At 64.4% G+C, this 21,474-nt stretch carries 21 protein-coding genes; 13 read left to right on the forward strand and 8 right to left on the reverse strand.

Annotated features, from left to right (window positions below):
* Window positions 1–15: 15 nt before the first annotated feature.
* Window positions 16–744 carry a CBS domain-containing protein gene (locus tag JQ566_RS21520; RefSeq protein WP_212375267.1) on the reverse strand — a complete coding sequence of 243 codons (729 nt, stop codon included), beginning with the start codon at window positions 742–744 and terminating at the stop codon, window positions 16–18.
* Window positions 745–953: 209 nt separating this feature from the next.
* Here JQ566_RS21520 and JQ566_RS21525 point away from each other — a divergent pair, with 209 nt between their 5' ends.
* On the forward strand, window positions 954–2,807 hold the full coding sequence (locus JQ566_RS21525) for a PHA/PHB synthase family protein (RefSeq protein ID WP_212375269.1): 1,854 nt from the start codon (window positions 954–956) through the stop codon (window positions 2,805–2,807).
* Between the two features lie 84 nt (window positions 2,808–2,891).
* Here JQ566_RS21525 and JQ566_RS21530 read toward each other — a convergent pair whose 3' ends face one another.
* The 3 genes from JQ566_RS21530 to JQ566_RS21540 are packed head-to-tail and all read right to left on the reverse strand — an operon-like array spanning window position 2,892 to window position 6,423.
* Window positions 2,892–3,866: a CHAD domain-containing protein gene (locus JQ566_RS21530; protein WP_212375271.1), complete on the reverse strand. Its 975-nt coding sequence runs from the start codon at window positions 3,864–3,866 to the stop codon at window positions 2,892–2,894.
* 11 nt (window positions 3,867–3,877) lie between these two features.
* The gene (locus tag JQ566_RS21535) at window positions 3,878–5,428 is read right to left on the reverse strand and encodes a bifunctional aminoglycoside phosphotransferase/ATP-binding protein (RefSeq protein WP_434057831.1); all 1,551 of its coding nucleotides are present in this window, start codon (window positions 5,426–5,428) and stop codon (window positions 3,878–3,880) included.
* Window positions 5,429–5,439: 11 nt separating this feature from the next.
* Window positions 5,440–6,423 (reverse strand): zinc-dependent alcohol dehydrogenase family protein, encoded by a 984-nt coding sequence (locus tag JQ566_RS21540; RefSeq protein WP_212375275.1) that lies wholly within the window; start codon window positions 6,421–6,423, stop codon window positions 5,440–5,442.
* Window positions 6,424–6,598: 175 nt separating this feature from the next.
* Here JQ566_RS21540 and JQ566_RS21545 point away from each other — a divergent pair, with 175 nt between their 5' ends.
* Both JQ566_RS21545 and JQ566_RS21550 read left to right on the forward strand, forming a co-directional pair.
* Window positions 6,599–7,435 (forward strand): universal stress protein, encoded by an 837-nt coding sequence (locus tag JQ566_RS21545; RefSeq protein WP_212375277.1) that lies wholly within the window; start codon window positions 6,599–6,601, stop codon window positions 7,433–7,435.
* 63 nt (window positions 7,436–7,498) lie between these two features.
* Window positions 7,499–10,192 (forward strand): bifunctional acetate--CoA ligase family protein/GNAT family N-acetyltransferase, encoded by a 2,694-nt coding sequence (locus tag JQ566_RS21550; protein ID WP_212375279.1) that lies wholly within the window; start codon window positions 7,499–7,501, stop codon window positions 10,190–10,192.
* Here JQ566_RS21550 and JQ566_RS21555 read toward each other — a convergent pair.
* Together JQ566_RS21555 and JQ566_RS21560 are read right to left on the reverse strand one after the other, a co-directional pair.
* On the reverse strand, window positions 10,181–10,660 hold the full coding sequence (locus JQ566_RS21555; RefSeq protein WP_212375281.1) for a phage holin family protein: 480 nt from the start codon (window positions 10,658–10,660) through the stop codon (window positions 10,181–10,183). The genes JQ566_RS21550 and JQ566_RS21555 overlap by 12 nt on opposite strands.
* Complete coding sequence (locus JQ566_RS21560) at window positions 10,661–10,936, reverse strand: hypothetical protein (protein ID WP_212375282.1); 276 nt, start codon at window positions 10,934–10,936, stop codon at window positions 10,661–10,663.
* A gap of 177 nt (window positions 10,937–11,113) precedes the next feature.
* On the opposite strand from JQ566_RS21560, the gene JQ566_RS21565 reads away from it, so the two are divergent.
* The 3 genes from JQ566_RS21565 to JQ566_RS21575 are packed head-to-tail and all read left to right on the forward strand — an operon-like array spanning window position 11,114 to window position 14,127.
* Window positions 11,114–12,250, forward strand: coding sequence for an ABC transporter permease (locus JQ566_RS21565; protein ID WP_212375284.1), 1,137 nt, complete (start codon window positions 11,114–11,116; stop codon window positions 12,248–12,250).
* Window positions 12,251–12,252: 2 nt separating this feature from the next.
* Complete coding sequence (locus JQ566_RS21570; protein ID WP_212375286.1) at window positions 12,253–13,020, forward strand: ABC transporter ATP-binding protein; 768 nt, start codon at window positions 12,253–12,255, stop codon at window positions 13,018–13,020.
* Between the two features lie 3 nt (window positions 13,021–13,023).
* Window positions 13,024–14,127, forward strand: a complete 1,104-nt coding sequence (locus tag JQ566_RS21575; RefSeq protein ID WP_212375288.1) for an ABC-type transport auxiliary lipoprotein family protein — start codon at window positions 13,024–13,026, stop codon at window positions 14,125–14,127.
* Between the two features lie 6 nt (window positions 14,128–14,133).
* Here JQ566_RS21575 and JQ566_RS21580 read toward each other — a convergent pair whose 3' ends face one another.
* Window positions 14,134–14,451, reverse strand: a complete 318-nt coding sequence (locus JQ566_RS21580; protein ID WP_212375289.1) for a c-type cytochrome — start codon at window positions 14,449–14,451, stop codon at window positions 14,134–14,136.
* A gap of 156 nt (window positions 14,452–14,607) precedes the next feature.
* Here JQ566_RS21580 and JQ566_RS21585 point away from each other — a divergent pair, with 156 nt between their 5' ends.
* From JQ566_RS21585 to JQ566_RS21590, 3 genes are all read left to right on the forward strand, one after another.
* The gene (locus tag JQ566_RS21585; protein WP_212375457.1) at window positions 14,608–15,321 is read left to right on the forward strand and encodes a helix-turn-helix domain-containing protein; all 714 of its coding nucleotides are present in this window, start codon (window positions 14,608–14,610) and stop codon (window positions 15,319–15,321) included.
* 92 nt (window positions 15,322–15,413) lie between these two features.
* Entirely contained in the window at window positions 15,414–15,542 is a 129-nt protein-coding gene (locus tag JQ566_RS34885; RefSeq protein WP_283814366.1) for a hypothetical protein, read from the forward strand.
* 269 nt (window positions 15,543–15,811) lie between these two features.
* Complete coding sequence (locus JQ566_RS21590) at window positions 15,812–16,540, forward strand: Crp/Fnr family transcriptional regulator (protein ID WP_212375291.1); 729 nt, start codon at window positions 15,812–15,814, stop codon at window positions 16,538–16,540.
* Between the two features lie 10 nt (window positions 16,541–16,550).
* Here JQ566_RS21590 and JQ566_RS21595 read toward each other — a convergent pair whose 3' ends face one another.
* On the reverse strand, window positions 16,551–17,327 hold the full coding sequence (locus JQ566_RS21595) for a cyclase family protein (protein ID WP_212375293.1): 777 nt from the start codon (window positions 17,325–17,327) through the stop codon (window positions 16,551–16,553).
* Window positions 17,328–17,622: 295 nt separating this feature from the next.
* On the opposite strand from JQ566_RS21595, the gene JQ566_RS21600 reads away from it, so the two are divergent.
* The 4 genes from JQ566_RS21600 (at window position 17,623) to JQ566_RS21615 (ending at window position 21,323) form a co-directional block, all read left to right on the forward strand.
* Window positions 17,623–18,594 carry a TRAP transporter substrate-binding protein gene (locus JQ566_RS21600; protein ID WP_212375294.1) on the forward strand — a complete coding sequence of 324 codons (972 nt, stop codon included), beginning with the start codon at window positions 17,623–17,625 and terminating at the stop codon, window positions 18,592–18,594.
* 65 nt (window positions 18,595–18,659) lie between these two features.
* A complete protein-coding gene (locus JQ566_RS21605; RefSeq protein WP_212375296.1) occupies window positions 18,660–19,211 on the forward strand; it encodes a TRAP transporter small permease in 552 nt (183 codons plus the stop codon).
* A complete protein-coding gene (locus JQ566_RS21610; RefSeq protein WP_212375298.1) occupies window positions 19,202–20,494 on the forward strand; it encodes a TRAP transporter large permease in 1,293 nt (430 codons plus the stop codon). The genes JQ566_RS21605 and JQ566_RS21610 overlap by 10 nt, the downstream gene beginning before the upstream one ends.
* A 22-nt stretch (window positions 20,495–20,516) precedes the next feature.
* Window positions 20,517–21,323 (forward strand): SDR family NAD(P)-dependent oxidoreductase, encoded by an 807-nt coding sequence (locus JQ566_RS21615; protein ID WP_212375300.1) that lies wholly within the window; start codon window positions 20,517–20,519, stop codon window positions 21,321–21,323.
* Window positions 21,324–21,474: the final 151 nt, after the last annotated feature.

Genomic DNA, 21,474 nt, shown 5'->3' on the forward strand with positions numbered 1-21,474 from the left:
CTCAGCTCGCCTCGATCAGCTCGCTTTGGCGAGCTCGTCGTCCTCGGGCGAGTTCAGATAGACGCCGGACACGGTGTCGACCCAGCACAGATGGTCGTGCACCTTCTTCACGCCCTCGACGTTCTCCGCTGCGACGATCGCGGCCTGCCGTGCGCGCTCCTCGGTGATGACGCCGCTGAGATGAACGATACCGTCGCGCACGATCACGTTCAGCCCGAACGGACACCAGTCGTTCTTCTCCATGGTGTCGATGATGCGGCTGCGAATGTGATCGTCATCCGCGGTCGGATCCGGCACCTCGCGGGCGAGCCCCGCCACCGCCTGCAACAGATTGGCGCGGGATACGATCCCGACGACCTTGTCGCCGCGCACGACCGGCAGCCGCTTCACGTTGTTCCGCTCCATGAGATCGACGATCTCCGCGAGCGCGGTATCCTCTGTGATGGTCACGGGCGAGTCGGTCATCACTTCCGAGACCTTGCGGCCGTGCTCGTGAACGAAGTCGCTCGCGGATGTGCCCGGACCAAGGATGAACCGCAGCCAGCGCCCGCGCTTGCGCCCGGTTCCGATTTCGCTGCGGCGGATGAAATCGCCTTCCGACACGACACCGACCAGCTTGCCGGTATTGTCGACCACCGTGAGACCGCTGACATGTCGCTTCAGCATGATATTTGCCGCTTCGACGATGCTGGTGTCGGGGGTGACCGAGATGACCGACCGGGTCATGATCTGGTGGGCGCGCATGGAAAACTCCGCTGGTTCTTTGAGATTTCGATGCACGGAACCTAGCTCGGGTACCAAGGTGCGGTTTGACTCAGGTCAATCGGGCGAACATGGTCGGTCCTGATTGAGCAATTGTGACCCGGCTCCGGATTTGATGCAGCTCAAGACGGATTTGGAGCCTCGCCATATCCTGTTGCCGACGTAGAATTGAGCCCGCAGGAATATGAGCTATGAGCGTCGTGCAGAAATTTCCACGGGCTGAAGAGCCGGCGGTGCAGGTTCTCTCCGCTGATCCCGTCGCGCGTCCCGAAGCCCCGCCGGCGAGCCCCGAAAGGCTCGAGCACACGCCGGTCGTTGCCGGTCCTCAGCCTGGATCGGAGCCCTATCCTTTTGACCGCGCCCTTCACGCGATGCTGGCGCGGTTCACCGGCGGGATCTCGCCGCTTGCCTTGTCGCTCGCCTGGCTCGATTGGGGTTCGCATCTCGCCGCGGCGCCGCAGCGCCAGGCGGAGATTTCCCGCATCGTTCTTCGCGATATCGGCCGGCTGGCGGAAGCCGCCGCGCACGCAGCGTCACCGGGGCAAAAGCCGTGGTCCGTGATCCAGCCGCAGGGGCGGGATCGCCGTTTCAGTGGACCGCAATGGGAGACCCCGCCGTTCAATCTGCTGGCGCAGGCATTCTTGCTCACAGAGAGCTGGTGGCGCGATGCCGCGACGGGCGTGCGCGGCGTGTCGCACGCAAATGAAGCCATCGTCGAGTTCTCGATGCGCCAGATGCTCGACATGCTGGCGCCGTCGAACTTCGCGGCAACCAATCCGAAGGTGCTGGAGAAGGCGTTCCAGAGCGGCGGGGAGAATTTCGTCTTCGGCTGGCAGAACTGGTGCAGCGACCTGATGCGCCTGCTCTCCAACGCGAAGCTGGCGGACGACGCGCAGTTCGTGGTCGGCAAGACGGTGGCGGTTTCACCCGGCAAGGTCGTCTACCGCAACGAGCTGATCGAGCTGATTCAGTACCATCCGACCACCGCGCAGGTGCGGCCCGAACCGATCCTGATCGTGCCGGCCTGGATCATGAAATATTACATCCTCGATCTCTCGCCGCAGAACTCGCTGGTCAAATATCTGACTGGCCAGGGTTTCACCGTGTTCGCGATTTCCTGGCGCAACCCGGATACGAGGGATCGGGATATCGCCTTCGATGATTATCGCAGGCTGGGCGTCATAGCGGCGCTGGACATGATCGGCCTGATCATGCCAGGTCGGAAGACCCACGCGCTCGGTTATTGTTTGGGCGGCACATTGCTGTCGATCGCTGCCGCCGCGATGGAGCGCGACGGCGACAACCGCCTCGGCACCGTCAATCTCCTTGCCGCCCAGACCGACTTCACCGAGGCGGGAGAGCTGACGCTCTTCGTCAACGAGAGCCAGGTGGCCTTTCTCGAAGACATGATGTGGCAGCGCGGCTATCTCGACACGACGCAGATGGCCGGTGCCTTCCAGCTGCTGCGCTCCAACGAACTGATCTGGTCGCGGCTGTCACACGACTATCTGATGGGCGAGAGTGCACCGCCGAGCGACCTGATGGCCTGGAACGCCGACGCCACGCGGCTGCCTTATCGCATGCACTCGGAGTATCTGCGCAAGCTGTTCCTCGACAACGATCTGGCGGGAGGGCGTTATCTCGTCGGAGGCAGGAGCATTTCGCTCTCGGATATTCACGCGCCGATGTTCGTGGTCGGCACGCTCGCCGATCACGTGGCGCCATGGCGATCCGTCTACAAGATCCACTATCAGGTCGATGCCGACGTGACGTTCCTGTTGACCAGCGGCGGTCACAATGCCGGTGTCGTAGCGCCTCCGGAGGAGCCCGGCCACAGCTATCAGGTGCTGACCAAGGCTGCTGATGCGCCCTATGTTGGTGCGGATGAATGGCTGAAGCGGGCTCCGCGGGTTGAAGGATCGTGGTGGCCGGAATGGACCAAATGGCTGGCGGCACGCTCCGGCGCCCCCTGCGATCCGCCGCAGATCGGACTTGGAGACGCCCTCGGCCTTCCGGATGCGCCGGGAGACTACGTCCACACCTAAGGCAGTGTGAAGCGGTTTTCCGAAAGGATTATGCTCAAACAATAAGCCGAGGCGCGATGACGATCATCCCAATCTCATCGCGCCTTAGACCTCCGGCTCGGAGCTCGGCGCGAGGTCCGAGGAGCGGAAGGGCTTGGCCTTGTCCAATTTCCGGTAGGCCACCGACGCCGTTCGCAGCAGCTTCTTTTGTCGCTTGCGATTGAGGAAGCGATTGCCGGCATCGAGGCCGCCGCCATTCAACGACGCTGCCAGCGCTTGTCCTCGTGCATCGTCGTTCAATTCCCCGAGCGACCGTTGCGCCTTGCGCAATTGCTTGAGGATGGACTTCTGCTTCGTCGCCGCCCCATCGGCGAACAGATCCGAAAGCGACTCGATCGAATAGGTCAGCCGCTTGTTGAGGAGCCGCAGCCTGTGACGTTTCCCGACATCGAGCCTCTTCAGCTTCCGGGCCTTCTTGAGCAGCGTCGTCTCCCACTCGGTCAGCCGCTCCATCGCGTGGTCGGCGAGCGTGCGCCGGCGCAATCGGATGGCTTCCTTGCTGCGCCGCGTCGACCAGGGACCGCTATCGATCCACGTCGAGGTCTGCTCGACCAGGCGGCGGTAGCGCGCCGATTGCAGCGCGCGCGCCAGCAGCCGGTGGCTCTCGGCCCGTTTCTCGTCCCAGTGCTGAAGCTCGGCGACCACGGCAAGCTCGTCGCCGCTCTCGGCGACGACCCGCTCGATTGCCACGTCGAGGTCCCGCACCATGCCGAGCTGGCCGTTCAGCCATTTCAGTTCGGTCCAGACCTTCGGCCGCAGGGCGTCGTCGACCATCGGCGAGAAGAAGCGGATGGCAGTTCGCAGATGCGTCAGTGCGATGCGGATCTGGTGCAGCGCGTCGGGATCGCCGCGGCAGGTGCCGTCGTGCTGAGCGAGCACGGCGTCGAGGTGACGGCGGGCGATGATCCGGAACGCCGTATCGCAGGCCATGCCGGGGCTGAGGCGGGCGGGCAGGGTGTTGCGCCGCGTCGCCGGCTTGGCATGCGTGGTCGCCGTCGAGCTCGTGGTGCGTCGCGACATTCTTGCCCGCATCAATCAGATTGCCCTGTTTGCCCCACAGCGATCGCGTCCCGGCAGTTCTGGAGCGTCTGCTCCGGTGTCCCGGATGCATCGATGGTCGCCCAGCCGACATGGCCGATACTATAGTGCTCTTGCAGCGCGGCAACCTCTTGCGTGGCATCCGATGCGTCTCCCCGGCGGCTTCCGATCCGCATCTGCCGGGTCGCGAGGTCTGCGACCAGGAACAGACCGTGCAGCGCCACATTGCACTCGCGCGCGAGCGCTGCGATCGCGTCGCGCTCGTCCTCGCGGGCGAATACGCCGTCGATGATCGCCGAATGGCCCTGCGCCAGCACCCGCCGGGCGTGCTGGGCCAGCGTGTCGTAGACGCGCGCCGTGACCTCCGGCGTATAGGCGGATGGCGGCAGGCGGTGCGTGTCCCCGACCCCGAACATTTGCTTGCGGGCGAGATCGCTGCGCAGCACGACGGCTCCGGGCTGCGGCGCGACGAGCGGGGCGAGCGCGTGCGCCAAGACAGTCTTTCCGGTGCCAGACAGTCCGCCGACCGCAATCAGACGCGGAGCAGGAGGGCGGATCAGCATCTGGGCGAGTTCGAAATAGCGCCGTGCCTGGTCAACAATACCGGGAGCATCGGAATGCGGCCGCTTTAGCCGTGCCAGGGCAACCTGGGCGCGGATCGCCGCCCGGATCGACATGAACAGCGGCAGGGCCGAGAGCGCGTCGAGATTGTCGGCCGGCGTCGTGGCGAGATAGCGGTTCAGGACCATGTTCGCCGCGCTTGGCTGATGGTGCTGCAACAGGTCCATCAACGTGAATGCGAGATCGTAGAGCACGTCGACCGTTGCCATCTGCGCATCGAACTCAATCGCATCGAACAGCACGGGCCGATCATCGATCAGAACGATGTTTGCGAGATGCAGATCGCCATGACAGCGGCGCACGAAGCCATGGCGGCCGCGCTCTGCGAGCAGGGGACGAATTCGTAGAAATGCCGCGTGCGAGGCCTTGCCGAGCTCTTCGATGTCTTCCGCGTTGAAATGTCCGCCGGCCCGCAGACCGTCAATGTTGCCGTCGATCAGGGCCGGGATGGAGGAGACCCATGCTTTTGCGTCGGCGCGTGTCGCCGCCGCGTGCGAAGCCGCGATCGCGTCGGCGGCGGCCGAGGCGAGCTTCGTGTCCAGCGGGCCGGCCTTGGCCAGATGATCCAGCGTCCTGCTTTCGTCGAAGCGCGACATATCGACCGCATACTCGATCGGCCGGCCGGCGCCGTCGACCTTCACCGATCCATCCGGCTCTTCCGTGATCGCCACGACGCGGTGATAGATCTGCGGTGCCAGCGGCCGGTTGATCCTGATCTCCTCCTCGCAGGCCGCCTTGCGCTTCTCGAGTGTCGAATAGTCGAGGAACGGAAACCGGACGGCGCGCTTGATCTTCAGCGCGCGCTTTGCGTCCAGGAACACCGAGGCTCCATGCGTGTCGATCCGCGTCACGCCGGGACGGTCGGTCAGCATCTGGAAGATGCGCTCCTGGGTCGTCGTTTCATCTTTCACCGAAGCGGGCATCCGAAGCACCATCAGGGCGTCAGCACGGCCGCGCCGAGAATCCGGCCGTTCCGCAGCATGGTCAGAACCTCGTTGGCCTGATCGAGCGGAAACGCTGTCGTCTCGGTGCGCACGCCGGCTTGCGGAGCGATCTTCAGAAAATCGAGGCCATCCTGCCGGGTCAGATTGGCGACCGAGACCAGCTGCCGTTCTTGCCAGAGCAACTCATACGGAAAACTTGGAATGTCGCTCATGTGGATGCCGGCGCATACGACGCGGCCGCCTTTGCGGACGGCGCGCAACGCGGCCGGGACGAGCTTGCCGGCCGGTGCGTAGATGATCGCGGCGTCGAGCGGCTCGTCGGGCATTTGGTCCGATGACCCGGCCCAGACCGCGCCGAGACGACGGGCAAGGTCTTGTGCCGCCGCGTCGCCGCGTCGCGTGAATGCATGGACGGATCGTCCCTGCCAAACCGCGACTTGCGCAATGATGTGGCCGGCCGCGCCAAAGCCATAGAGGCCGAGCCTGTCGGCGGGGCCGGCCAGGACCAGCGAGCGCCAGCCGATCAGCCCTGCGCACAGCAGAGGCGCAGTCTCCACGTCGCTGCCGGCTTCACCGAGCGGAAAGGCGTAGCGTGCGTCGGCGATGGTGTGGGTTGCGTAGCCGCCGTCGCGCGTGTAGCCGGTGAACAGCGGTGCGTCACAGAGATTTTCCATGCCCTCCCTGCAGAAGCGACACTTTCCGCAGGTGAAGCCGAGCCAGGGAATGCCGACCCGGTCACCGGGCGCATGTGTTGTCACATTCGGGCCTACGAGGTCGACGCGGCCGACGATCTCATGGCCAGGCACGATCGGATAGCGAATATCGGGCAGCTCGGCATCGACGAGATGAAGATCGGTCCGGCATACGCCGCAGGCGCTGATCTTCACCCGGATCTGACCCTCGCCCGGCATCGGGTCAGGCCGCTCCTCCGTCTGGAGCCGTGCTCGTGGGGCCGGCAACACCATCGCACGCATGAGTCTCTCCGGGGCGAACCGCTCCGATTGAGTTATTCATAGAATGACCGAGCGGCCAGTCCTTGACGTCGGTCAACGCCTGTTCCCGGGCGACCGGACGGAGCTTCCCCTGTCTTGACGAGGATCAAGCGTCTCGACGCGAGCCGGCCTATTGTGGTGGCTCAGGAGAATTCCGATGCCCATCAAGGACGTCTTTCTGCCCCTTGTCGGCCAGCCGCGCGGGCCGGCCTTGGCTGCGATCGAGAAATGCGTGGCTGTTGCCGCCGATCTCGGCGCCAGAATCACCGCGCTCGCGCTCGAGGAAGAAGATGCTTTCGAGCGGCCGAAGGTGATGCTGCCTTACGATCGCGATTCCGTGCAGGCCAGTCCTGGGGCCGGCGACATGCAACAGCTCCTGAATGCCTTCACCAATGCAGCATCCCAGGCCAACATTCGCGCCCAGAGCCGATCGGGTAAGGTGCCTGCGGATCAGATCCGGGCCGTCTTGGCCGAGCATGCCCGCTTCAGCGACCTCACGCTGGTTCCGGTGAAACCGCACGACAGTCGAACAGAGGGCATCGTCGAGGCCTTCTTGTTCGAATCCGGCCGGCCTCTTCTGCTCTGTCCCGAACATCTCGCGGACGAACTTCGGCCCGAATTCGAAAACGTCATGATTGCCTGGGATCACTCTGCGCGCGCCGCGCGTGCGGTCGGCGACGCGTTGCCCATTCTTCGGGCTGCCAGCTCGGTTCGCGTGGTGACCGTGACGGAGGCCAAGGCTGACGCGGTCATGCAATCCGGAACAGCTCTCGTCGATCATTTGAGGGAACACGGGGTCTATGCCTCGTTCGAAACGACGAAAGGCGGCGGCAGCTCGATCGGCAAGGTATTGGGAAGCTGGGCGAATTCCCATGGCATCGATGCGATCGTGATGGGCGCCTATCATCATTCGCGCCTGAACGAGATCGTATGGGGCGGTGTGACAAAGACCGTCATTGGCCAGCCACCCTGCTGGGTTATGATCTCACACTAGGCTCATTCTTCCGGCCTGATCGTCAACCATCGGAACCGCCGCTGACCCGGCGCATTTGCTTCCATGTCAGTCTATCGTCTGAACAACCTGCTGTCGCCGCGCTCGGTCGCGCTGGTCGGGGCGAGCGCCCGTCCGGCGTCGGTAGGACGTGCCGTCCTGGAGAACATTCGCAAGGCCGAATTCAAGGGGCAGTTTGGCCTCGTCAATCCGCGCCATGCCGAGATCGGCGGCATCCCGGCGGTCAAGAGCCTGGACAGGTTGGGCTTCGTGCCCGAGCTCGTGGTCATCACCGCCCCCGCGAGCGAGATTCCAGACATTGTCGACCAAGCCGGGCGTCGCGGGTCTGCGGGCGCGCTGATCGTCTCGGCTGGGCTCGGCCAGGGACCGGGATCGCTGCATGAGGCTACTAGCGCTGCTGCCCGCAAACACGGCATGCGGCTAATCGGGCCGAACTGCCTCGGCATCATGATGCCCGGCGTCAGCCTGAACGCCAGTTTCGCCGCGCACATGCCGGGAGCGGGCAACCTCGCACTGATCTCGCAATCGGGCGCAATTGCAGCCGGCATGGTCGATTGGGCCGCGCAGCGTGGCGTCGGCTTCTCCGGGATCGTCTCGATCGGCGATCAGATCGACGTCGATATTGCCGATCTGCTCGACCATTTCGCGATGGATCACAAGACCCGCGCGATCCTGCTCTATATCGAGGCCATCAAGGACGCGCGCAAGTTCATGTCGGCGGGGCGCGCCGCTGCGCGCGTGAAGCCCGTCGTCGTGGTGAAGTCCGGCCGCATGGCGCAGGGCGCAAAGGCGGCTGCCACGCACACCGGTGCGCTCGCCGGCGCCGACGCTGTCTACGACGCGGCGTTCCGCCGCGCGGGTGTCCTGCGGGTCTCCGATCTCCGTGAGCTGTTCGACTGTGCCGAGACACTCGGCCGCGTCGAATCGCCGACGGGAAAGCGTCTCGCCATCCTGACCAACGGTGGCGGCATCGGCGTCCTCGCTATCGATCGATTGGTCGAACTCGGAGGAATTCCGGCAACCATCTCGGCCGAGGCGCGCAAGAAGCTCGATGCGGCGCTGCCGCCGACCTGGTCCGGTGCAAATCCCGTCGATATCGTGGGCGACGCCGACGCCGCGCGCTACGCGGCAGCGCTGGAGGAATTGCTGGCCGATCGCGACAACGACGCAGTCCTCGTCCTCAACGTGCAAACGGCGATCGCCTCGGCCGCCGAGATCGCGACGACCGTGACGGAGCTCGTCGGCAAATATCGCGAGAAGCACCGCCGATGGGCGAAGCCCGTATTGGCGGCCTGGGTTGGAGCCGATCAGCACATCATTCAGGCGCTCTCCGGCGCCGGTGTACCGAACTATCCGACCGAGGACGATGCCGTGCGCGGCTTCATGCATCTGGTCCGGCACCGCGAAGTGGTGGAGGAGCTGAGCCAGGTGCCTCCCGCGATGCCCGACACCTTCGTTCCGGACGCCCAGGGGGCGAGAGAGATCGTCACCGCCGCGATCGCGGACGACCGACAGTGGCTCGAACCTGTCGAGATCAAGCACCTGCTCGAAGCCTACGACATCGCAATGGTGCCGACCTATGCGGCAACCGATGTCGAGCAGGCGGTGGCCCATGCGAACGATATCTTCGCACAGGGCGGCACCGTCGTGCTGAAGATCATGTCGCGCGACATCATCCACAAATCCGACGTCGGCGGCGTCGTGCTCAATCTGACGACCCCGGAGGCCGTGCGCGCGGCGGCCACAGACATTCTCGCACGAGCGAGAAAGCTGCGGCCCGAGGCCCGCATCGGCGGCGTCATCGTCCAGGCCATGGTCGTCAAGGCAAAGGCCCGCGAGCTGATCCTGGGCCTCGCCGACGATCCGACCTTCGGCACGGTGGTCGTTTTCGGCCGCGGCGGGACGGCGGTGGAGATCATCAACGACAAGGCGCTTGCGCTGCCGCCGCTCGATCTGCAACTGGCCCGCGATCTGATCGACCGCACGCGTGTGTCACGGCTGCTAAAAGCCTACCGTGATGTGCCGGCGGTCAAGCAGGACGCCGTCGCCATGGTGCTGGTCAAGCTGGCGCAGATGGCGGCCGACATTCCCGAGATCCGCGAATTCGACATCAATCCGCTGCTGGCGGACGAAACCGGCGTGACCGCGGTGGATGCCCGCGTCGCGGTCGGGCCGCCGCAGCGGAAGTTCGCCGGCTCCGGCCCGGCCAATTTCGCCGTTCGCGCCTATCCGTCGCAATGGGAGCGGCGCCTCAAGCTCAAGGACGACTGGCGCATCTTCGTGCGGCCCATGCGCCCCGAAGACGAGCCGACCATCCACGAATTCCTGCGTCACGTCACGCCGCACGACCTTCGCCTGCGCTTCTTCGCACCGATGAAGGAGTTCACCCACGAGTTCATCGCACGCCTGACCCAGCTCGACTATGCACGCGCGATGGCGTTCATCGCATTCGACGAGGCCACCGGCGAAATGGTCGGCGTCGTCCGGCTCCATTCGGACTCGATCTACGAGAGAGGCGAATACGCGATCCTGCTGCGCTCCGATCTCAAGGGCAGGGGGCTCGGCTGGACCCTCATGCAGCTGATCATCGACTACGCGCGGTCGGAAGGGTTGAAGACCATATCGGGCGACGTGCTGCAGGAGAACACCGTGATGCTCGACATGTGCCGGCAGCTCGGCTTCGAGGTCAAGCCGGACCCGGCCGAGCCTGACATTTGCGACGTCAGGCTAACGCTCTGAACTTGCATCGGCGGACGTCTTGGCCGTCGTCCGCAAATTCTTGATGATGATCGCGATCAGCGGCACCAGCACCGGCACGATCGTGCTGAGCGGATGATGCACTGCGCCTGACACCTGGGCCTGGAGCGCACGTGCCTCCAGTTGGAGGGCTTCGATGGAGGCGTCGTGAATTTCGTTGGCGAGCTCGATGTCACGACCCGACGGAGCGCGGCCGGCGATCAGGAAGAGAGCGGCCGCGATGACAAAATTGACGGCGCCGAGAATGGCCGCCGCGGCAATTGCGCTCCAGATCTGCACCAGCGCGAAATAGGCGGACAGTTCCAGCATCAGGAGCCCGAACGCTGCGATCAGCGCCGCGAACGCGCGCAGGCCGAGGCCGATCAGCAAATGGCGCAGCCTGATATCCGCGATGATCCTGTCGGTGCGCCACAGCACGCGCAGATGTTTGACGATGTTCTCGGTACTCACCTAGTGTCTCCTCAGCATGAAGCCGACGACGACGCCCAGCGCGAAGGCGGAGGCGAGCGATGTGATCGGACGCTCCGCGACGAGGCCCTGGAGCTGCTCCTGCTCTTGTTCGACGGTCTCGCCGAGCTCGGTGAGCGCGGCCCTGATCTGATCGGCGAGCGCCTCGGCGCGATCTTTCGAGCTCTCGAAAATCTCCTCGCCGGCGGTGCTCAACAAGCGTGTGACGTCAACCTTCAGCGCCCGCAATTCTTCGCTCATCCTGTCGCTGTCGAACATGGATTTGGTGTCCTCATTGAATCGGGTTGAGCCTAAGACCCGCCCGCGCGACCGCGCTTGATTTGCGTCAAGAGGCCGGGGCGTGTTCGGGGTCTTGAGACAGGTCAAACCGGCCGCCACATGCTGGCCTAGAAATACCGGCTGAATGGGGACCGATTGTCCCGATGAGGTGGAAGTGTGAACCACGAACCGCTGCTGCGCGCGACGCCGTCCGGCGACGAGCTGAAATTGCGCCCTGAAGGGCCCTGGACCGCCGCGAACGTGGTGACGCTCGAGACGTTGTCCCGGTCGGTCGGGGCCGACGTCGATCGCTCGCGCGTCGTGACCCTGGACATGTCGGGCATCAGCGCGCTCGACACGCTCGGCGCCTGGGTCCTGGAGAAGCTGTCGCGCAGGGCCGCATCGTCAGGCAGATCGGCCGAATTCGTCGGCGTCGCCGACCATTTCAGCGGGCTGATGGACGAGGTGCGCCAGGTCAACCGCCACACACCGGCCCCGGCGGCTGCGCTCAATCCGGTTCTGGCGAGGCTGGGCGATCTCGGCAAGTCCACGGTCGGGGCGCGGGAAGACATCACGATCTTCCTCCAGATGCTCGGCGCATTGTTCATGGCCGTGATCGGGGTGCTGCGCCGGCCGCCTTCGCTGCGGCTGACGTCGCTGGTGTATCAGCTCTACCGCATCGGGTGGCAGGCCATCCCCATCGTCACGCTGATCACCTTCCTGATCGGCGCCATCATCGCGCAGCAGGGGTTTTTCCACTTCCGCAGATTCGGTGCGGAATCGTATACAGTCGACATGGTCGGCATCCTGGTGCTGCGTGAGCTTGGCGTGCTGATCGTCGCCATCATGGTCGCGGGACGGTCGGGAAGCGCCTACACCGCCGAGCTCGGCTCGATGAAGATGCGCGAGGAGATCGACGCGCTCTCGACCATGGGGCTCGATCCCGTCGACGTCCTGATCCTGCCGCGCGTTGCGGCCCTGGTCATTGCGCTGCCGATCCTCACCTTCATCGGGTCGATTGCCGCACTCTATGGCGGCGGCCTCGTGGCCCAGTTCTATGGCGACATGGGGCCGGCGATCTACATCGCGCGGCTGCACGAGGCCATTACCGTCACCCATTTCGAGGTGGGCATCCTGAAGGCGCCGTTCATGGCGCTGGTGATCGGGATCGTGGCTTGCAGCGAGGGATTGCGCGTCAAGGGCAGCGCGGAGTCGCTTGGGCGGCAGACCACGACGTCGGTCGTGAAGTCGATTTTCCTGGTGATCGTGCTCGACGGCCTGTTCGCTGTCTTCTTTGCCTCGATCGGAATGTGACGATGGAGGAACCGCTGGACGAGTTCGCGATTCGCGTCCGTGACCTCGTGGTCGGCTTCGGTCGTCAGACCGTGCTCGACCATCTGTCGCTGGACGTCCGCCGGGGCGAGATCCTCGGGCTGGTGGGGGCGTCCGGCGGCGGCAAGTCGGTCTTGATGCGGACCATCATCGGCCTCATCCCGCGCCGGAGCGGGACCATCGAAGTCATGGGGCAAGCTTCCAATGGCCACGGCGGAGGCGCAGCCACGGCATGGGGCATCCTGTTCCAGCAGGGCGCGCTGTTCTCCTCGCTGACGGTCCGTCAGAACGTCCAGTTTCCGCTGCGTGAAAATCTCGTCCTGTCGCAGGAGCTGATGGACGAGATGGCGATCGCCAAGCTCGAAATGGTCGGCCTGCGCGCCGAGGACGCCGACAAATATCCGGCGGAGCTGTCCGGCGGGATGACCAAGCGCGTGGCGCTGGCGCGCGCGCTCGCGCTCGATCCGCCGATCCTGTTCCTGGACGAGCCGACCTCGGGTCTCGATCCGATCGCCGCCGGCGATTTCGATGCGCTGATCAAGACGCTGCAAAAGACCCTGGAGCTCACCGTGTTCATGGTGACCCATGACCTTGCGAGCCTCACCACGGTCTGCGACCGCGTCGCCGCGCTCGCCGACGGCAAGATCGTGGCCATCGGCCCGATGCGCGAATTGCTGCAATCCGAGCATCCCTGGGTGCGCGCCTATTTCCACGGCAAGCGCTCGCAGATGCTGCAACACGAGATGAGATGAGAGATGGAAACCCGCGCTCCCTACGTGCTGATCGGCAGTTTCGTGCTGGCCGCGATCGTCGCGGTGTTCGGCTTCGTCTATTGGCTGAACAACACCGGCGGCATCGGGCCGCGTACGAACTACCACGTGCAATTCCAGGGGCCGGTGCCCGGCCTCCTGGTCGGCGCCGGCGTGCTGTTCAACGGCATTCGCGTCGGAGAGGTGACCCAGCTCGGACTCGTGCCGGACAACCCGCGCTTCGTCAATGCGACGATCTCGGTTGCCACGGCGACGCCGGTCCGTGCCGACACCAAGGTCGGCCTCGAATTCCAGGGCCTGACCGGCGTGCCTGTGGTGACGTTGGAGGGCGGCGTGATCGTCGCCAAGTCCGGCGAGCTCCCGACCTTGATCGCGGAGGCCGGCGCCGGCCAGAGCATGACGCAGGCGGCGCGCGATGCGCTGCGGCGGGTCGACACGGTGCTTCAGGACAATTCCGGCCCGCTGAAAGACACCATTGCGAATTTCAAGACCTTCTCCGACGGGCTCGCGCGCAACACCGGCAAGCTCGACGGCATTCTGGCGGGCCTCGAGAAGATGACCGGCGGCGGCGCGCCCGCGCAGAAGGTCACCTACGACCTGCGCACACCGCAGAATCTCGGGCCGGCCGGCAAGATGCTGTCCGCATCGCTGGCGATTCCCGAGCCGACCGCGGTCGCAATGCTGCAGACCCAGCGCATGCTGTTCGCGCCCAGCGGAGACAGGCCGGGCTTTGCCGATTTCCTCTGGGCTGACAGCATTCCGAAATTGGTGCAGGCACGCCTGATCGACAGCTTCGAGAACTACGACATCGCCCACGCGCCGCTGCGCACGAGCGATCTCGGGCAGGCGGATTACCAGCTCCTGATCGACATCAGGCGCTTTCGGGTCGCGACGGAAGGCGAGACTCGGGCCGAGATCGGACTGTCGGCGCGGATCGTCGACAAGAACGGCAAGGTGATCGCCTCGCGCCTCGTCGAGACCAGCGAGAAGCTCGACAAGGTCGAACCGGCCGCTTCAGTCGCCGCCTTCGATGCGGCCTTCGCGCGCATCGTGAAGGAGCTGATCGGGTGGACCGTGCAGGCGGTGTGAGGCCAATTATTCCAGCGTTTTCAGGTAGGACAGCAGGTCGTGGATCTGGTCCGGGCTGAGCTCGAAGACCGGCATGTCGTCATGGCCGGTGTAGATGCCCTCGGCCAGCGCCTCGCCAAGGCTGTCGATCGGATAGCGCCGATGCAGAGTGCGCAGCGGAGGCGCGGTCTCGAGCGGACTCTTGGAGGCGCGGTCGATCGCGTGACAGCGTGCGCAATTGGCCCGGGCAAAAGCCTTGCCGCGTTGTTCCGCCGTCGGAGCCGCCAGCGCAGGCGTGATCAGAAGCAGCCCAATCAGGCCGCGACGCAGTGCGCTTTGCAGCATGGAAAAGTGATCCCGTCGAAACTGTGGAGGCAGAATAAGACGCGGATGCCACCCAAATTTGATCTGAGTCAATCGGCTGTGGCGCAGTGCAGTAAAATGCAGCCGCGCGGTGGACTCGGCTTGGTGTCGGGGGGCAGCCGGCGCGAGGAGCGGTGGATGAAGGCTTCCGTGGTCATGATTGAGCCGAACGGGCATTTTTGCGACGATTGTGCCGTACGCGGGGCTGCGGTCTGTTCGTCGCTGGATACGGCCGAGCTCAGGGAATTCGAGCATCTCGGACGCCGCGTCCATTTTGGCTCGGGCGAGACCGTGTTCTCCGAGGAGGATATCACGACCTCGTTCTACAACGTCCTCGAAGGCGTCATGCGGCTGTACAAGCTGCTGCCCGACGGCCGGCGGCAGATCGTCGGCTTTGCCTTGCCCGGTGACTTCCTGGGGATGAATCTGTCCGGCCGTCACAACTTTTCGGCCGATGCAATCGGCGCGGTGACCGTGTGCCAATTCGCAAAAGCGCCCTTCAGCCGTTTCATCGAAGACCGGCCGCAGCTGCTCAGGCGGATCAATGAGCTGGCCATTCGCGAGTTGAGCCAGGCTCGCGACCATATGGTCCTGCTCGGCCGACGCTCGGCCGACGAGAAGGTTGCGACCTTTCTGCTCGGCTGGCGTGAGCGGCTGGTCACGCTCAAGGCCCTGTCCGACACGGTACCGCTTCCGATGAGCCGCCAGGACATCGCCGACTATCTCGGCCTGACCATCGAAACCGTGAGCCGCACCTTCACCAAGCTGGAGCGTCAGGGGGTGATCGAGATCATTCACGGCGGCATCAGCCTGCTCGATCCAGCCCGCGTCGAGGCCATGGCCGCAGCCTGACATCCTGTCCACAACGCCCTCGGCAATTTGATCCCGATCAATGACGCCAGCCGTGCGTCGCAAAATAATGCCGCAAACAATCCGGGAGGAACATGATGCCTGCTGATGCGTTGCTGGTGACCATTGTCGTCGTCGCGATTTTCGTCGCATTCGCCGCAGTTTTGGCTTGGGCGGATCGGCAAACGAGCACGGGCCGGCTCGATCCTGACTCCAAGCGCTGAAGCCCTCAGATCTTAGTGCGCGTCCGGCGCGCCGAAACCGACGCTTGGGCACTGGTCCTCGGCAGCGCCTCAACGCAATCGCGGTTTGCGCTACCCGCAACTCTGCATCAACGGAGACGCATCGGCGCATCCTTCGGATGCGAACTTCCGACATTACCGGCCTTTTCGTGGCATTTGCCTCAAATCGCGCGCGTGCTTTACGGTTGAAAAGCCTGATAACGTTGACTACGCAGGAACCCAGTGCCTCGTAGTCTTAGGAGCCCCGCGGCGTGCCTCAGGACAAGACCGGCGACCCCCGACAGTCGGCGGGCAACAAACTATCGGTCCTGCGCAAGCACCCGATCTTCGCGGATCTGGAGCCGGAGGCGCTCGATCAGCTCTGCCGCTACGCCAAGCACACCACGGTCAAGCGCGGCGCAACGATCGCCGCCAAGGGCGATCCCGGCAACAATCTGTTCGCGGTGATCGCGGGGACAGTGAAGATTTCCTCTTCGTCGCCCGATGGACGGAACGCCATCCTCAATCTGATCGGTCCGGGAGAAATTTTCGGCGAGATCGCGGTGCTCGACGGCGCTCCCAGGTCGGCGGATGCGACCGCCAACACCAATTGCGAGCTCTACGTCATCGATCGCCGGGACTTCCTGCCCTTCGTGAAGAGCCAGCCGGCGCTGGCGATGAAATTCATCGAGCTGCTGTGCGCGCGTCTGCGCTGGACCAGTCAGCAGGTCGAGCAGGTGATCCTGCAGAATCTGCCGGGCCGGCTTGCCAGTGCGCTGCTCGGTCTCACCGAAGAGCGCAAGCTCGATTCCGGCAGCGGCACGCTCGCCATCACGCAGCAGGAGATCAGCGAGATGGTCGGAATGACGCGCGAGAGCATCAACAAGCAATTGCGTGCCTGGGCCGGCCGTAACTGGGTCCGTCTCGAGCACGGCGCCATCGTCGTGCTGGATATCGACGCGCTGCGCGAGCTCGCCGAGAGCGGCCTCGACGGCGAGTGACGCTCCTGACCTACTTGTCGATGATGGCGACCGCGCGGGTCCAGCCCGCGGAGGCGCGCTCGATCTTCACCGGGAAGCACGAGATCGTGAATCCGGTCGAAGGCAGCTGGTCGAGATTGTGCAGCTTCTCGAGATGGCAATAGCCGATGTGCCGTCCTGCTTTATGGCCCTCCCAGATCAGGCCGGCATTTTTCGTTTCGGCATATTTCTTCGCGGTGTAGACGAACGGCGCATCCCAGCTCCAGCCATCGGTGCCGGTCAGCCGCACGCCGCGTTCGAGCAGGTACATGGTGGCTTCATAGCCCATGCCGCAGCCGGAATTGACGTAGTCGGCCTTGCCGAATCTTGCGCCGGCGCTGGTGTTGACGACGACGATCTCCAGCGGCGACAGCGTGTGTCCGATGCGCTTCAGCTCGTTCTCGACATCCTCGGCACTCGCCACGTAGCCGTCGGGCAGATGCCGGAAGTCGAGCTTCACGCCGGGCTGGAAGCACCATTCCAGCGGTACCTCGTCGATGGTCCATGACCGCTCGCCGCGGTTCATGGTCGGATGGAAGTGCCAGGGCGCATCGAGATGGGTGCCATTGTGGGTGGATAGTGAGACCTGCTCGACCGCCCAGCCCTGGCCGTCCGGAAGGTCTTCCGCCCTGAGGCCGTCGAAGAACTGCAGCATGCGCGGCAGGCCCTGCTGGTGATCGATATGCTGGATCGTCGGGTGATTGCCCGGCGGATCGGCGGTCACGTCGTTTCTGAGCGGGACCGAGATATCGACCAGCTTCCGCGGCATGGGCATTCCCTCGAGATGATCCGGAGTTTCTAGCCATCTTGAGGGGCCGCCATCGGAAGCGTCAAGTCACGTGCCGGCGACGTCAACCCGGTCCGCCCTCCCCATGAATTGCGCCAGTTCGATCGATGCAACTCTTGCATCGATCGATGCCGGATTTGGCTTGGACAGAGAATGCCGCCCGCCCTAGGGACGACATTGGCGCTTGACTTCACACCTGGAGTGGAGCGACCCAAGGCGGCCTGCAGCCGGCCCGACAACGATATAATCAATCCAATCGACCAGGAGGAAAGCCCAGATGAAGATGCTCACCGGTATCATCGCAGCCGTTGCACTGGCGGTCTCAGCGCCCCTGGCGACCGCACGCGATTTCCGCTCAGCCGACGTTCACCCCGCCGATTATCCGACCGTCGAGGCGGTCAAGTTCATGGGCAAGCAACTCGCTGCGGCGAGCGGCGGCAAGCTCGGCGTGAAGGTGTTTCCGAATGGCGCCCTGGGCTCGGAGAAGGACACGATCGAGCAGCTCAAGATCGGCGCGCTCGACATGATGCGGATCAACGCATCGCCGCTGAACAATTTCGTGCCGGAGACCATCGCGTTGTGCCTGCCCTTCGTCTTCCGGGATACGCAGCACATGCGCACCGTCCTCGACGGGCCGATCGGCGATGAGATCCTGGCAGCCATGGAACCCGCAGGCCTGGTCGGCCTTGCCTATTACGACAGCGGCGCACGATCGATCTACACCGTCAAGGCACCGGTCAAGTCGCTCGCCGACCTCAAAGGCCTGAAGATCCGCGTCCAGCAGTCCGACCTGTGGGTCGGCATGATCCAGAGCCTCGGGGCCAACCCGACGCCGATGCCCTATGGCGAGGTCTATACTGCGCTCAAGACCGGCCTCGTGGACGCTGCCGAGAACAACTGGCCGTCGTACGAATCCTCGCGTCACTTCGAGGCCGCCAAGTTCTACAACATCACCGAGCACTCCCTCGCGCCCGAAGTTCTCGTGATCTCGAAGAAGGTCTGGGACACGCTGAGCAAGGAGGACCAGGCGATGGTCCGCAAGGCGGCCAAGGAATCGGTGCCCGTCATGCGCAAGCTCTGGGACGAGCGTGAGCAGGCCGCCCGCAAGACCGTCGAGGCCGCCGGCGTTCAGGTCGTCACGATCGCCAACAAGGCGGAATTCGTCGATGCGATGAAGCCGGTGTACCAGAAGTTCGCCGGCGACGAGAAGCTGCAGAGCCTCGTCAAGCGCATCCAGGACACGAAGTAAGACACGGCGGGGACTGGGTCCGGCGTCGCTGCGAGGTGACACCGGCCCTGGCAAGGAGGCGCGGGATGACAGACCCACACGTCGCAAGCCACGAGCAGGGGCCCGTAGCGACACGCCCGTCCACCGGCCTGCTGTCGCGGATCAATGCTCCCGTCGCTCGCCTTGGCATGTACCTGTCGGTGACCGGCCTGCTCGTCATCGTCGCCATCGTTTTCTACCAGGTGTTCGGACGCTACGTGCTCAACTCCAGCCCGACCTGGACGGAGAACCTGGCGCTGGTCCTCATCCTCTATGTCACGCTGATCGGTGCCGCCGTCGGCGTGCGCGATGCCGGGCACATCGGCATGGACAGTCTGCTGGTCATGCTTCCCGATCATTTGCGGGAGAAGATCGAGATCGCGATCCACATTCTGGTGGCCGTGTTCGGCATCGCCATGGCCTATAACGGCTGGATCCTCGGGGCATCGGTCGGCACCGTGAAGATCCCCAACCTCGGCCTTCCCGAGGTCATCCGCTATGTGCCGCTGATCGCCTCCGGCATCCTGATCGTCTCGTTTTCCGTCGAGCACATCATTGCTCTCGTGCGCGGCGAAGAGGTCGTCCCCTCATGGAACTGATCATCCTCGGCGCCACCTTCTTCGGCTTTCTGATCCTCGGCGTGCCGGTCGCCTTCGCGATCGGCCTGTCGGCGATCTGCACCATCCTCTACGAAGGACTGCCGGTCGCAGTCATCTTCCAGCAGATGATGTCGGGGATGAACATCTTCTCCTTCCTCGCCATTCCGTTCTTCGTCTTCAGCGGTGAGCTGATGCTGCATGGCGGCGTCGCCGACAAGATCGTGCAGCTCGCCAAGAACCTCGTCGGACACATCCGCGGCGGTCTCGGCATGTCGAACGTGGTCGCCTGCACGCTGTTCGGCGGCGTCTCGGGCTCGCCCGTGGCCGACGTGTCGGCGATGGGCGCGGTGATGATCCCGATGATGAAGAAGGAAGGTTTCGACACCGACTATGCCGTCAACGTCACCACCCATGCCTCGCTGGTCGGAGCCTTGATGCCGACCAGCCACAACATGATCATCTATGCGCTGGCTGCCGGCGGCAAGGTCTCGATCGGCGCGCTGATCGCCGCCGGTCTCCTGCCGGCGCTGGTGCTGATGGTGTGCATGCTGGTCGCCGCCTATGCGGTCGCGGTGAAACGCGGCTATCCGGCCGGCAAGTTTCCGGGCTGGGCCGAGGTGTTCCGCTCGCTCGCGGCCGCGTTGCCGGGTCTTCTGATCGTCGGCATCATCCTGGCGGGCATCCTCTCCGGCGTCTTCACGGCGACTGAATCGGCGGCCGTCGCCGTCACCTACACGATCCTGCTGACTTTCTTCATCTACCGCACCATGACCTTGCAGAACTTCCTGCGGGCCGCGGCCAAGGCGGTGAAGACGACGGGCGTGGTGCTGCTGCTGATCGGCGTCTCCACCATGTTCCAGTACCTGATGGGGCTTTACGAAGTCGCCGACTTCGCTGGCGACCTCATGAACAAGGTCTCGACGCAACCCTGGATGATCTTCCTGCTCATCAACATCATCCTGTTCGTGCTCGGCACGTTCATGGACATGGCGGCGACCATCCTGATCTGCACCCCGATCTTCCTGCCGATCGCGATGACGGCGGGCATGGATCCGGTGCAGTTCGGCATGCTGATGCTGATCAACTGCGCCCTCGGGCTGAACACGCCGCCGGTCGGAACGACGCAGTTCGTGGGCTGCGCCATCGGCGGCATCTCGGTCGGTGCGGTGATGCGCACCATCCTGCCGTTTTATGCTGCGCTGATCGCAGCACTGATGTTCGTGACCTACGTCCCTGCATTCTCGCTGTGGCTGCCGCGCCTCTTGATGGGCTACAAGGGATAGCAGCACCAGGGAGACACTATCAGTGACGGACTATCGCAAGCTCTTCGATCTCACCGGCAAGACCGCAGTCGTTCTCGGCGCCGCATCCGGCATCGGCAAGTCGTCGGCCGAGGCGCTTGCGGATCTCGGCGCCCGCGTCGTCTGCGCCGATCGCGCGTTAGATGCGGCGGAAGCGACCGCCGCCGGCATTCGCGACAAGGGCGGCTGGGCGGAAGCAGCGAGCTGCGACGCCGCAAGCGCTGCGGACGTCAATGCGCTCGCCAAAACCGTCATGCAGAAATTTCCGCGGCTCGACATCGCGGTGACCACGCCCGGGCTCAACATCCGCAAGACCATCCTCGACTACACCGAGGAGGATCTCGACCGCGTCCTCAACCTCAATGTCAAGGGCACGGTCTGGTTCTTCCAGGCCTTCGGCCGCATCATGGTCGCGCAGAAGGGCGGCAGCATCATCGCCTGCTCCTCGGTGCGCGCGGTGACCATCGAGCCGGGCCTCGGCATCTACGGATCGACCAAGGCGGCGATTGGCCTCTTGGTGAAGGGCTTTGCCTCCGAGGTCGGCCATGCCGGCGTGCGCGTCAACGCGATCGCGCCCAGCATCGCCGAGACCGCGCTGACCGGCCCGTTCAAGCAGCGCCCCGACATCTACAATCTCTATGCCGGCCACACCGTGTTCAATCGCTGGAGCAGCGCCGACGAGGTCGCCACCGCCGTGGCCTATCTCGCCTCGGATGCGGCAAGCTATGTCAGCGGCAGCACGCTTTTCGTCGATGGGGGCTGGACGGCCGTCGACGGCCCGCCGACCGGTCTCACCCAGTTGCACAAATAGCGCAGGCGTAGCTCGGATTGCACCTGCACGTAACGGCCAGCTGCCGGGCCTCCTTCGCGGTCGCAGCAGGAACCTGCGGCGCGTGCGCTTTTAGCAAATCGCATGGGCCCTTGCCGGATAAATGCCCTCGGCTGACAGGTATTTTGGTGTT

Source organism: Bradyrhizobium sp. SZCCT0231 (genome assembly GCF_018130245.1).
GTDB classification, from domain to species: Bacteria; Pseudomonadota; Alphaproteobacteria; order Rhizobiales; family Xanthobacteraceae; genus Bradyrhizobium; species Bradyrhizobium japonicum_F.